The organism is Priestia sp. YIM B13489 (assembly GCF_042787645.1).
Lineage (GTDB): Bacteria > Bacillota > Bacilli > Bacillales > Bacillaceae_H > Priestia > Priestia megaterium.
Genome location: NZ_JBHZOQ010000053.1, coordinates 2,784,310 through 2,797,000 on the forward strand (window position 1 = coordinate 2,784,310; position 12,691 = coordinate 2,797,000).

Genomic DNA, 12,691 nt, shown 5'->3' on the forward strand with positions numbered 1-12,691 from the left:
CAGGATTTTGTTTATTCTGGCTAGTCTTTTTTAAAGTAGATAATTGGATAGAGTTCCCAAGACTTAGTTATACTAGTAAGAGTTGCGTATAGGCAGTATTTTGAAAGGAAAGATTTTATGACAACGAAACAGCACAAAAAGGAAAAGGCAGGTCGGCTCATTTATCGCTACATTATGATGTTAATTGGGGCTTCCTTGGCTGCCGTTTCTATCGAATTATTTTTAGTCCCAAATTCTGTAATTGATGGCGGTATTATCGGTATTTCTCTAATTTTAGTTTACTTAACGAAATTGCCGTTCAGTCTTCTTATCATCATCTTTAATCTCCCTTTTTTATATAGTGGATACAAACAAATTGGTCGTAACTTCTGCTTTTCATCTATGTTTGCAGTTGTTGCTTTATCCATTGTAGAATCTCAGTTGCACCATGTTCCAGCTGTAACATCTGAACCGCTTCTTGCTACTGTATTTGGCGGGCTGCTGTTAGGAGCAGGTGTAGGAACGGTCATCCGTCACGGCGGAGCGTTAGACGGAACTGAGATTTTAGGTATTTTATTAACAAAAAAAATCCCGTTTTCTGTGGGCGAATTTGTGATGTTTTTAAATATCTTCATTTTTGCTTGGGCAGGTTTTGTGCTAGGTTGGGAACAGGCCATGTACTCGATCCTTACGTACTATATTGCTTCTAAAACAATCGATGCGATTATTCAAGGACTTGATGAAACAAAAGCAGCCTTTATTGTTTCAAATCACTATGAAGAGCTATCAGATGCTATTACGCATCGTCTAGGCCGTGGTGTGACGAAACTGTATGGTAAAGGCGGATTTGAAGGTACGGAAAAAGAAGTCATATACGTAGTGGTGACGCGTTTAGAAATTACCAAGCTTAAAACCATTATTTCCGAAATAGATCCGCATGCCTTTACAACCATTATGGATACCCAAGAAGCGCATGGCGGCAAATTCAAATCAGCCATCCACTAACTTATACATAAGCGTGGATTTCTCTGAGCATGCTAATAGCTGACTACCGGTAAAGGAGATCACCACTATGAAAGAACAAATGTCCAACTTATTTCACCAATTAAAACAGTCGGTTTCCGATGTATCTGATAAGTTATATGACAAAGTACATACGCTGCAATCATCACCAGGAGTGAGTGTGTTTGAACTGTATGAATGGATTAAAGAAAATCCAAGCACAAGCGTACAAAAGCAAACGCTGCTCGGGATTTCGTACTCTTTTTATACACTGCGCGCAGACGGGGTTTTTTTCTATATGGAAACGAAATATGATTATTTACTTTACATGACTATTTATAGTCCAACACGTCATTATTTCACCTATCATTCTTACAGAGGTTCTTTATCAACAGTGACTCCCTTGAAGTTTCCTATTACTAAATAATAAAAAGCTCCTCAATCGAGGAGCTTTCTTTATATGGTTATCTTCCTTTTCGGACTTTAAAGATAAACAGCGCAAGTAAAAAACCGCCCGTCGCAGTTACTATTTTCCACGCGTTTAAGATTGGATTTTTTTTCAAGGTCCTGCTCCTTCCTTGCGGCTATACTAAAAATAGGATGGCCGCCTTTCAAACAGCTAGTCCAACTTCCCCCTACTATTGATACGATCATCTAACATATAGCCCACCGACATTTTCATCAATTTCACTTTTCATACTATAACATATTTTTGCCATTTAGTAGAAGTCTTAAAAGTAAAAGCTGCACTTCTCTTAAAAAAAACGATATTGAACCCCTGCATTTTCTTTACCGTTCATTTTTTGATAAAGGTTTTGAGCCACTTTATTTTCACTGCTGCACTCAGCGGTCATCCCTGCAAACTCATACTTTTGAGAATAGGCCAGGCAGATCTTAAACAAACGTTCACCAATTTTATTTCCTCTGTTTAAAGGAGATACGTACAAGTCTTTTAAGACGGCTGTTTCTTTAAAATAATAGGTGTTCCACGATAGGTACACCGTCGCAAAACCTACTAGTTTCCCTTCCAATTCAGCAACAAACTGGATACCATAGGAAGGATTATTCAATAAGCGCTTAATATGTAAAGTTAAAACTTTCCTGGAAGGGGCAGGCTGCTCACAGAATTTCACTATATATTCTTGCATTAACGTAGCCAGTCGCTCTCGATCAGTTTCAACCGCCTGTCGAATGACAACCATTTAATCACTCCTTTTAGCTCAACGCTCTTAACATAATTCGATAGCCATACTCTTTTTCCTTTCGTTTTCGTGAAAAGCTCTCTACTTTTACACAAGGGGTATTTAAAGCAAACAACCTTATACGGCTTATGGTCGATGAGAGAAAATACGATGTTTAAAAAAAGGTTGCAAATAGCAACCTTTTTTAGTTAGCAAGCGCATAATTTCGCAAGAATAAACCTACACAGCCGCTGATTACAATCAGTCCTCCTGCTGTTAGAAACGCCGCCGTTACATTTAGCGAAGCAACAGCTCCAAGCAGCAGCACCGAAAGCCCAAACGTCACATATGAAACGCTAAGCGTAGCGGAAAGTACCTTCGAAAGCTTTTCTAAAGGAACGGCCGTTTGTGTAAGCGTGTAAGAACATGTAGCGCTTATTTGAAGGGCAATGCCAATAGCAAAACTAAGTAAAAGTGAAAGAAAAGGAGCAGGCATCACTCCGAACAATAATGTAAAGAAACCTGATAAAAGACTGCCTAGTGTTACGATATGATAAAGACTTTTCTCTTGTTCAACTGAAATCTTTAACAAAACGAAACCTCCAAGAACCGTTCCAACAAAAAAACTGCTGTTGATATATCCCCACCAAGCTTCATTTTTATTTAATATCTCTTTCACAAACACGTAGACAATTGCTGATGCCCAAACGCCGGCAGCCATTCCTTCTAAAATCTCCATGACTAATAAAACCCGCAGGCGCGGATAATGCCAAATTAGCTTCCATCCCTCTTTTAACCCTTGTTTTTGCTTCATTTTAGAAGAATGAGCGTTAATGCGAATAGCCTGCATAAATACGATTGACAAACTGAATAACGAAAATGACAGCCATAAAAGGCCAGTAGCATCCCAGCTAATGATCAGAAAGCTTCCAAGCGGATAGGCTGCAATTTGAATCGTTTGATCAGTGACGTTAAACATACTGTTCCATTTCAACAGCTTCTCTTTATCTACTAAATGAGGAAGCATAGAGCTTTGAACCGGAGCTGCCCACCCATCGAAAAAAGCAATAAGCGCCACGCAGCACAGCATGCTGATAAGCGACATATGCCACAAGAAAAACATAGATAAAACACTGGTTTTTAACAGCTGAGACACAACAAGAATACGCTTAGCCCTGTAGCGATCTATAAGAAAAGGCACAATAAAACTGCTCAAAAACTTAGCAGTCGTAATGGTAAATGGAATGCATGAAAGCAGCACAGGAGAACTATTTTGAGCATAAAGAATACTGATTAACGCAACAATATATAATACATCTGCTAAATTGGCTTGACTTTGACCAAACCATAAAAAAAGTACGGAACGATTTTTCACGACAATCCCTCTTTCTTTTTAGTATGACTGAAAAGAAAGAGAATCCTACACGTAATCAACCCCTTTTATATAGCGGCTTGCTTTTATCGAATTATTACAATCGTATGCTTTTTGCAGAACGAACCTTTTTTATATAGTAAAAATACAAACAGTTAAACAGTATCGTAAAAAATCAAGAAATTGTCGTGAAAACGAAGTTAGATTAACTATAGAATATCAGAGTTATAGAATCAATACTTTTTACATAATTTTCTTTTTCTTCTTCTTCACTTCTAAATAACCTAAGCTCGCCATATACATAGAGGGACGAGTACTCCTATTAAAATTTAACGTATAGGGTGAGGAATATTTTTTCGAGGGTGGTTTCGATTTGCTGTGGCAGCTTATTAATTGGACTAGGGCTAAACGGATTTATTGCTCCGTATCACTTACTAGACGGTGGACTTATAGGATTTGGACTTATCGTATATTATGTGTTTGGAACTCCTATCGGACTGTCCATTTTCTTTTTGAACGTACCTGTCTATTTATATGCTTTTTTTCGTCATCGTCAAAACTTTTTTTACGGAAGTATAGGTTTATTTGTTTCTTTTTTTATGACAGAATGGCTGTCTATTCTCGAAGGCACGCTAGAGCTTCCTTTGCTCTTTAGCTCATTGCTTGGAGGCGCACTCGTAGGAATGGGAATAGGACTGATGCTTCGCTACGGCATCAGTTCGGATGGGCTTGATTTAATTGCCATTATTGTATCGAAAAAATGGAAAATCAATATAGGAATAACCATTTTTATCTTAGACAGTACGATTATGATAGTGGGCTTACATATTATCGGATTTACTGCTTTTTGCTACTCCATGCTTGTTATTACGATGAGCAGCATAATGATTATGCTCTTTACTTCTCCGCGATGGCTGTCTTCATAAAAAAAACGCTGGAACTTCCAGCGTTTTTTTATCTGTTTCCGACTATCATATTGATGTGATTGTGGAGAACCGTAACCGTTGAAGGTGTCGTCGTTTCTTTTTCTCCATCACAATCTACCGTTTTTTCAGGAGTAGTTTCAATATGAACTTCTTTTGCACGAAAATGCATAAGGTTGCTTTCAGGGTTAAGCTGTTCCTCATCAGGGCTTGTTTGTAACCATGCCATAACCGGCTCGATTCCCATTTCTTTAATAACGAATACATCTAATAATCCGTCTTGAAATGAGCTGTTTCCTAGCATAGCGCGAGTTCCTCCTAAAAAAGGGCCGTTTCCAATTAACACCATAACAGCTTCTCCTTCATAGGAAGCTTTTTCGCTCGTAATTTTTAATTGAAAAGGCTCTGCTTGATTTAAAGTTCTGCCTACGCTCATGTAGTAAGAGAGCTTACCAAATTTCTCTTTATTTTCTTCCAAAATATTTTCAGATACATCAGCTACGAGGCCGATTCCCCAAAAGTTTAAAAAATAATCTTCGCCATGTTTTCCAACATCCACTGCCTCCGTCTGCTTTTCTATAATTTGCTCCACTGCCTTTAAAGGATTTTGATTCATTCCAATTGCACGCGAAAAGTCGTTGCACGTTCCACCAGGTAAAATAGCAAATACAGGACGTTGCTGCAGCGGAGCAAGAGCATTGATGAGCTCATAAATTGTCCCGTCTCCTCCTGCTCCAATAATGACATCCGCTTTGCCTTCCAATTTCCTTACCAGATCGGCGCCATCTCCAGGTTGCTCTGTTTTATATAAAGTAACCGTCTCAAATGCAGTGTTTAACCGATCACATATAAAGTCAATTTCATTTACTAATTTTTTGTTTCCTGCGTTTGGATTCAAAATCACTGCTGCCTTCATCTTTCTCTCTCCTCTATTCATATCTTCCGTTTCACTTTTTTTCCCTTTCTTTTAAAAAAACAAACCTTTTCAAATATGAACGTTTTATGAAACCATTCCAATAGTACTTTTTTTACTTTCAAAACCTGCTATAATAATTTTCGGACTTGTATTAACAAAAGATGGTTATTGAGAGGAGCTTTCTATACGTGTCAATAAAATGCATGACGCAGCTATTTGCAAGTTGTTTTGTTTTTTTACTTTCCTCAGTCGCTACTTGGTATAACGGCTCTTCGATGCTTGAAGGACCTTTATCAGCTAGTTTGACCGGAGGGCTAACAAAGTCCTCGGCGGTTCATCACTATTCTCACATCGATTATTTGTTATATACAATTAAATTCCACCCTCAGTTTCCAATTATGATGATGGTGAGCGGAATTTATTTGATTGTATTACTATCTATTATTGGCTTCAAAAAGCGGTATGGATTGATTAGCTCCTGCTGTTTATGTATCACAGCTCTCTTATGCTACAGCAGCTATAAACTTTCACATACCCCTACCGAAGGTGAGCACGCCATGATTACCTCTAGCTTAGCTGCAGCAAGTTTATGCTTAGCAGTCGGATTATTCTATTTATTAAAGCAATTTTATTCTCAAAAAGAATATATTTAACCATATGAAAAAAACGTCGGATCTACCGACGTTTTTTATGTGAAAGCGAGTTTATTTATTGATTTTGTTCAACTGGCGTATAACCTATATACGCAGACTGAGGTCGGTAAATACGATTATTTTCTGACTGCTCTACGACATGAGCTGTCCAGCCAACTACACGGCTTGCTGTGAAGGTTGGTGTGAATAGTTCAGACGGAAGCTCAACCGCTTTCATAACCGCTGCAGCGAAATATTCTACATTGGTATAAATGCCTCGACCCGGCTTGTATTCATTGAGTAATTCAATGGTTTTATCTTCAATTTTAACAATTAAATCAAATAGCCCGTTGTCTCCTGAGATTTGTTTCGATACTTCTTTTAATGCTTCTGCTCTTGGATCATGTGTACGATAAACGCGATGACCAAATCCCATGATTTTCTCTTTATTATCTAATTTTTTACGAACCCAAGGCTCAATATTCTCTTCACTTCCAATTTCATCAAACATGGTAATAACACCAGAAGGAGCTCCTCCGTGAAGCGGACCTTTCATCGCGCCAATTGCTCCGCAAATAGCTGAAACCATGTCAGATTCGGTAGATGAAATAACGCGTGATGAGAAGGTTGAGGCGTTCATCCCATGCTCAATTGTCAAAACAAAATATGCGTTCAGTGCAGTAACCAAACTTTGATCTGGAATTTCTCCGTTAATCATATATAAATAGTTTGCTACATGATCCAAATGCTCGTTAGGCTCTACTACTTCTAAATCATTCATTTTACGATACCAATAGGCAATAATGGTAGGTGTGACGGCTGTAATCGCAAGTGCCTGCTCTTTTGTCGGAGGCCAGCTGTATGAAGGGTCTCCTAAAGCTGAGATACATGTGCGAAGCGCGCTCATCACTTCTGTATCTTTTGGCAAACAGTCCATTAATGCAACAATATTAGCCGGAAGCGTACGATGAGTCACCATTTTTTGTTTAAATACTTTTAACTCATCATGATTTGGCAGCGTGCCGTTCCAAATTAAATAAGAAACTTCTTCAAAAGAATAATTGATCGCCAAATCTTTTGCCCAATATCCGCGATAAATCAGCTGACCTTTCTCTCCATCAACATGCCCTACTTTTGTTTCAGCTGCAACGATTCCTTCTAATCCTTTAACGTATGTCATCTCAACCACTCCCCCAATTATTTTTAACAAACAGGCCCTTTTTTCTATGTACGGCTCGTTTGCAGAATGAATAGACTCACCTTAGTGGTGCACTATACCATTTTATTCCTCTTTCTTAATTGTCAGAACAGTATACAAAATGAACATTTCAACACGCGTTATTTCTGCGCTCGCGGCTTTGTTTTACGGGAGAAAAAAATATTTTTCTAGGATTTTCTTCGAGGGTGCTTTTTTGTTAACGCTTACAAACATGCGGGTTTCTAACGTATTTAGAGGAATTTGATGTACTATTTTTAGATGAATCACTATTCACTTCCTTATGTAAGAGTTTACATTTATTTGAATCATAAGTAAAATAGATAAATAGAATAAATAGTATGAAAACTAAGAATACTAGTGAGGAGAATTTATGGATATTCGAGAACTGCAACATTTCATGGAAGTAGTTAATCAAAAAAGTTTCACAAAAGCAGCAGCCGCAATTCACTTGTCTCAGCCAGCATTAAGTAAAATTGTAAAAAAACTAGAAGAAGAACTCGGCGTAGATCTTTTTGATCGCTCTACTCGAAAGCTGACGTTAACCGATGCAGGACAGATTGTGTATGGGCAAAGCCAAAAGCTGGTATCCACTCTTCACGAGCTGCATGCTCTGTTAGATGATTTACGAAATCTCCCTACAGGAGATATTAAAGTAGGAATTCCTCCTTTAGTAGGGACTGTTGTTTTCCCGATGATTGCAAAAAACTTTACATCAAAACATCCTCAGGTGAAATTAGAGCTTGTGGAGCTTGGCGCAAAGCGAATTGTCGAACTTGTAGAAAACGAACAAGTAGACCTTGGCATTATCGTGTTGCCTATTCAAAACCCTCTTTTTCACGTCTATCCGTTTATTGAAGAAGAGTTTAATTTATACATTCATCACGAGCATCCGCTGGCAGCTAAATCAATCGTTGCTTTGAGCGAGCTTAGAGAAGAACCGTTTGTCCTATTCAGCAAAGATTTCTCTCTTCATGATCGCATTATTCATGAGTGCATTCAAGCGGGTTTTCATCCGAAAATAGCGTACGAAAGTTCTCAATGGGACCTAATTATTGAACTAGTCGCTTCTGAATTAGGTATTGCAATTTTACCAAAGTCCGTGTTTCCAAAGATCAATAACCCTTTTATTAAAAGTATTCCAATTGCCGCACCTACTCCAATGTGGGAGCTCGGCATCATTTTGAAAAAAGATCGCTATATGTCATATGCTACACGGGAACTTTTATCCTTTCTCGTCGACCAAGATATCATTTTACCGTCTCATACGATGTCAGCAAACTCTTAACAAAAAAGCCTCTTCTTTCATTAGGAAGAGGCTTTTAGTCATCTTTTATATCTTTCTTCAATCTTTTTTGTCTTGCGATCAACTAAAAACAAGTCAGCAAATGGCGACTTGTTTTACAGCTGCTTTTTGAATAGCACACCTTTTTTTAAATGTACTCCCAAAGCTTCACGATTGGCCATAAACACTCCTATTAAAATAAGAAGGCCTCCGCCAATAATAGAAGGCGTAATAGCTTCATTTAAGACTACATAGCCGATTAACACCGCGATTAAAGGAGATACATACAACCAAGTAGATGGAAAAACCGGATTTGTTTGGGCGATGAGCCAATAATATAAGCCGTGTCCAGCAATTGAACCAACAAAAATTAAATATACAATAGACCATACTGCGTTTCGAGGGATAATAGTTGAAACATGGATCTGCTCTGTACATAAAGATAGCACCAGCAGAAATATTCCCCCGTAAAACATTTGAATACCGTTAATTAAAAATGGTGACACTTCTTTTAGTTCATTTAACAAGGCTTTCGAATAATTGCTGCCTATGCCGTAAAATACCTCTCCTACTATGATAATGATACACCCTAACGTCCACGAATAAGACATAGTGGCTGTCACATTTGGAAGTGAAATGCAAATAACACCGGTAAAAGCCAGGAGCAAAGCCAATAACTGCTCTTTTTTTAATTCCATTTTTCTTTGCATCACTTGAATAAGCAATATTATCATTGGGCCAGTAGCAGATAAAACAGCTGCAAGACCCGATGTCACATGTTGTTCTGCCCAATAGAGCGTTGAAAATGTCATAAAGGTCAAACAAAACCCTACCATCATCACTTTTTTTGAAAATAATAACGAGCGTCGAACGTCTTTTTTATATGCAAAGTACGAGATTACTAAGATTCCTGCTAAAAGAAAGCGAGTTCCGGCTGAGAAAAGTGGAGGCATTCCTGCTTCAATCCCTAATTTAATAGTTAAAAATGTCGTGCCGAAAATAAAACAGATAAGTACGTAATTAATAATAATCATATATCTTCCTCCTTTAAATATGCCACGAGTATAAAAGAAAGGAAGTATAACAGTAAAACCTTGACTATAACAGTTGCTGTTTTTCCAGTTGCGCCCATGCTTATTTTGAGGTTAACTAAAGAAAAAGAATAGTTAGGTGACACAATGAGATTTAATGTACATAAAAAATCTTCTACCCCCATTTATCAGCAAATCTATGAGCAGATTCGTTATCGCATCCAAACGAGCATGATAAAACCTGGTGATCAGCTCCCTTCTTTACGCAAGCTATCACAAGAGTTAGAAATAAGCTTATTAACGGTACGAAAAGCGTATCAGCTCTTACAAAAATCAGGATTAATCGTAATACAGTCAGGAAAAGGAGCTTTTGTTAAAGGGGTTACTAAAGGTTCTTCCAAGGTATTAAATAATTTTTCATGGCAAGATGAATTAAACGTAAATATCACGCGCTCTCAGTATAGCTTAAATCGTGATCGTAAATATTATGATTTCTCTCAGGCTATTCTTTTCCCTCGTCTCCTTCCTAATCAGTTTTTAGCGCAAGAAATGCAAAGTCTGTTACGTGCCGATGAGCTTGTTTTAGCGACATACGGTCCAATTCAGGGAGATCGTGAGCTTCGCATAGAGCTTTCTTCTTATTTACAGAGAGAGCAAGGAATAAAAGCTGATCCTCATGAAATTATGATTACAAGTGGCGCTCAGCAAGGTATTGATTTAATTGCTCAAACGCTTTTAAAGCCAGGGGATACGGTTATAGTAGAGAGTCCATGCTACGGAGCTGCAATTGATGTCTTCACCAATAAAGGTGTTAATGTCATTTCAATTGAACTAGATGAAGAAGGAATACAATCTGATTTAGTAGAAGAAGTCTGCCAAAAAATAAAGCCTTCGCTTTTGTACGTGAACCCTTCTTTTCAAAACCCTACAGGTATACTAATGAGCAGACAGCGTCGCAAAGAACTAGTTGATTTGGCCGAATTGTATCACTTTTTTATTGTTGAAGATGATTCGTTTGGAGAGATTTATTTCGATGATATATCGGTGCCTCCACCGATCAAAACGTTTGATAAAAATGGGCATGTTTTGTTCTTGAAGGGGTTTAGTAAAACCTTGGCTCCAGGACTTCGAATAGGATTACTTTATGCACAGGGTTCTGTATTTGATTGGCTATATGCGGTTAAAGCACTGATGGATATTGGTAGTCCCTTACTAACTCAAAAAGCCGTGCTAGCTTTTTTACGCACTGAGCGAATGAAACATCACATGGAAAAACTGAGGACCGCTTTGCAACTGAGAAGAGATCATGCAAGCGATCTGCTTTCGTCTCTTTCCGAATCCGTTCAATTCCAAGTTCCTAAAGGAGGATTCAACTTATGGTTAAAACTGCCTCAAAAAGTAAACACATTTGAGTTATTAAAAAAAGCCCAGGAGCACAATATCTGCTTTTTACCTGGTGAAGCTTGTTTTGTTCATAGACCGCTTCATGCTTACATTCGAATAAGCTATTCCCTCCTTAGTGATACTGATTTGAACACAGGACTTCAACGTCTTAACGCCATTCTTTCAGCTGAAATATAAAAAGATTCTTTAATAGATGTTTAATTATAAGAAGAGAAGTGTATACAGAAAGAGGAGAAGAATAACTTTCTTCTCCTCCACTCTTTTAACTCACATTTTTATTCACAGCAATAATTTCACTCAGGTTATTCATATAAATAATTTGATCACCAAACGTTCTATTTTTCAAAGCAGCCGTATGGTGCGGCTTCATGCCAATAATATAGCATGTGATACCCATGAGATAGAAGGACTGCATAAAGCCTGCAAAAGCTTGAATTCCTTCGGTCGTTAATATATCTAGTCCTCCAAAGTCAAATAGAAGCGTGGTGTAATTTCCTTCATGCGCAAAGTTTTGCAAAATGGACGTATTTTCAGCTACAAGATCTGTATCTAAGTCTCCAAAAAGAGGTATAAGTCCTACTTTAGAGGATAACTTAATAAAAGAAGCGGACAATTGCTTGATTTTCTGTAATGATTTTTCAAGACGTTCTTTTTGTTCAAGCAGTTCAAAATCTGTATCTGCTAATCGTTTCCGATGGTCTTGAACAAGACTCGTTAACTCTTGTATACGTTCATCTTGGCGAATACAAACTAAATGACCTATATCGCTATCCCATTGAATTAAGCATTCAAACAGTGAATAAGGCGAATCATTGGTTTGCATCACGAGCTCTACTTTCTGAATAGCCTGGCCTCGGCTTTGGACAAGCGTTTGCTCATCATGGGGTTCGTCTACAGACAATTCTCGAGAATCTTTTTGGCGCAAGCTTAAAAACTTTCTTGCCTTTTCTTGACTAAATACGTCTACAAGATCTAAAAAATTAGCTGAAGGCTTAAATGAATGACCTGATTGTTGCGACCATTCCAAAATATTAAATTCAGTATCCACTAAAAAGTAAGGAATTGGAACATATTCAAGCATCGACATTAACTTCCACTCCTTTGTGATAACTGAGTAACCAGTTATTTAGTTGGTAAAGATCCGGAATTAGGCGTGTATGCTCAGAACAGTAAGAACGGAAATCAATTTGAGAAACTAAGCGCCCTCCTACCATTACCGTTGGTCTTGGTTCTAATTTGTCCAAAGTTTTGGTGTATTCAGCAAGCCTCTCAATATGATAAGGGATGCTGACAGATAATCCTACCATGTGCGGCTTCCATTCTATAGCCATTTTCTCAGCGTATTCCAGAGGGAGATTGGCCCCTAAAAAGCGAGTATTCCAACCATGTTCCTCAAACAATAAAGCCACCATCTTTAAACCAATGAAGTGCTGTTCTTGTTCCAAGCATAGAAGCAGTGCCCTTGGAGCGGTGTCTGAAGCGTGTCCCTGAATTTTTTTATAAAAGCGATAGCGAGTTAGCACATAATCACATGTCGTAGTTGCAACATGCTCATCAGCTACAGAAATGATATTTTCTTCCCACATATCTCCAGTTACTCGCATTGCGGTTGTAATTAAATTTTCATAAATATCTAGGCTGTTCTTTCCCTGTTGGATTTCTTCCAGCACAATTTCCCAAGCGCTGTCTTGATCACCAGCTAATAAATAGCCTACAAATTTTTGTACTTGAGATTTCATTGTTTCACCTC

The 12,691-nt window shown here is 38.0% G+C and carries 13 protein-coding genes; 6 read left to right on the forward strand and 7 right to left on the reverse strand.

The annotated features are described in order from the left end of the window. Positions 1 to 117: 117 nt before the first annotated feature. Together ACFX4W_RS20010 and ACFX4W_RS20015 are read left to right on the forward strand one after the other, a co-directional pair. A complete protein-coding gene (locus ACFX4W_RS20010; protein WP_013057742.1) occupies positions 118 to 984 on the forward strand; it encodes a YitT family protein in 867 nt (288 codons plus the stop codon). Positions 985 to 1,051: 67 nt separating this feature from the next. Next, positions 1,052 to 1,408, forward strand: coding sequence for a hypothetical protein (locus ACFX4W_RS20015; protein ID WP_043981483.1), 357 nt, complete (start codon positions 1,052 to 1,054; stop codon positions 1,406 to 1,408). Between the two features lie 328 nt (positions 1,409 to 1,736). On the opposite strand, the gene ACFX4W_RS20020 is transcribed toward ACFX4W_RS20015, so the two are convergent. Further along, entirely contained in the window at positions 1,737 to 2,183 is a 447-nt protein-coding gene (locus ACFX4W_RS20020) for a GNAT family N-acetyltransferase (protein WP_043981482.1), read from the reverse strand. A 184-nt stretch (positions 2,184 to 2,367) separates the two neighbouring features. Further along, on the reverse strand, positions 2,368 to 3,537 hold the full coding sequence (locus ACFX4W_RS20025; RefSeq protein WP_043981481.1) for an MFS transporter: 1,170 nt from the start codon (positions 3,535 to 3,537) through the stop codon (positions 2,368 to 2,370). A 359-nt stretch (positions 3,538 to 3,896) separates the two neighbouring features. Here ACFX4W_RS20025 and ACFX4W_RS20030 point away from each other — a divergent pair, with 359 nt between their 5' ends. Next, complete coding sequence (locus ACFX4W_RS20030; protein ID WP_016764744.1) at positions 3,897 to 4,460, forward strand: YitT family protein; 564 nt, start codon at positions 3,897 to 3,899, stop codon at positions 4,458 to 4,460. A gap of 28 nt (positions 4,461 to 4,488) precedes the next feature. On the opposite strand, the gene ACFX4W_RS20035 is transcribed toward ACFX4W_RS20030, so the two are convergent. Further along, positions 4,489 to 5,373: a diacylglycerol/lipid kinase family protein gene (locus tag ACFX4W_RS20035; protein ID WP_043981480.1), complete on the reverse strand. Its 885-nt coding sequence runs from the start codon at positions 5,371 to 5,373 to the stop codon at positions 4,489 to 4,491. 188 nt (positions 5,374 to 5,561) lie between these two features. On the opposite strand from ACFX4W_RS20035, the gene ACFX4W_RS20040 reads away from it, so the two are divergent. Beyond that, complete coding sequence (locus tag ACFX4W_RS20040) at positions 5,562 to 6,026, forward strand: DUF4306 domain-containing protein (protein WP_230183450.1); 465 nt, start codon at positions 5,562 to 5,564, stop codon at positions 6,024 to 6,026. Positions 6,027 to 6,081: 55 nt separating this feature from the next. Here the strand turns inward: ACFX4W_RS20040 and ACFX4W_RS20045 are convergent, their stop codons facing one another. Beyond that, positions 6,082 to 7,185, reverse strand: coding sequence for a citrate synthase/methylcitrate synthase (locus ACFX4W_RS20045; protein WP_043981479.1), 1,104 nt, complete (start codon positions 7,183 to 7,185; stop codon positions 6,082 to 6,084). Positions 7,186 to 7,594: 409 nt separating this feature from the next. Between ACFX4W_RS20045 and ACFX4W_RS20050 the strand changes: the two genes are divergently transcribed. After that, on the forward strand, positions 7,595 to 8,509 hold the full coding sequence (locus tag ACFX4W_RS20050; RefSeq protein ID WP_013083830.1) for a LysR family transcriptional regulator: 915 nt from the start codon (positions 7,595 to 7,597) through the stop codon (positions 8,507 to 8,509). 113 nt (positions 8,510 to 8,622) lie between these two features. Here ACFX4W_RS20050 and ACFX4W_RS20055 read toward each other — a convergent pair whose 3' ends face one another. Continuing rightward, positions 8,623 to 9,540 carry a DMT family transporter gene (locus ACFX4W_RS20055; RefSeq protein WP_043981478.1) on the reverse strand — a complete coding sequence of 306 codons (918 nt, stop codon included), beginning with the start codon at positions 9,538 to 9,540 and terminating at the stop codon, positions 8,623 to 8,625. A 144-nt stretch (positions 9,541 to 9,684) separates the two neighbouring features. Here ACFX4W_RS20055 and pdxR point away from each other — a divergent pair, with 144 nt between their 5' ends. Beyond that, a complete protein-coding gene (gene pdxR, locus ACFX4W_RS20060) occupies positions 9,685 to 11,118 on the forward strand; it encodes a MocR-like pyridoxine biosynthesis transcription factor PdxR (protein ID WP_043981477.1) in 1,434 nt (477 codons plus the stop codon). An 85-nt stretch (positions 11,119 to 11,203) separates the two neighbouring features. Here the strand turns inward: pdxR and ACFX4W_RS20065 are convergent, their stop codons facing one another. Together ACFX4W_RS20065 and ACFX4W_RS20070 are read right to left on the reverse strand one after the other, a co-directional pair. Next, positions 11,204 to 12,028, reverse strand: a complete 825-nt coding sequence (locus tag ACFX4W_RS20065) for an STAS domain-containing protein (RefSeq protein ID WP_025751158.1) — start codon at positions 12,026 to 12,028, stop codon at positions 11,204 to 11,206. Next, positions 12,015 to 12,680 carry a cobalamin B12-binding domain-containing protein gene (locus ACFX4W_RS20070; RefSeq protein ID WP_034650750.1) on the reverse strand — a complete coding sequence of 222 codons (666 nt, stop codon included), beginning with the start codon at positions 12,678 to 12,680 and terminating at the stop codon, positions 12,015 to 12,017. The genes ACFX4W_RS20065 and ACFX4W_RS20070 overlap by 14 nt, the downstream gene beginning before the upstream one ends. Positions 12,681 to 12,691: the final 11 nt, after the last annotated feature.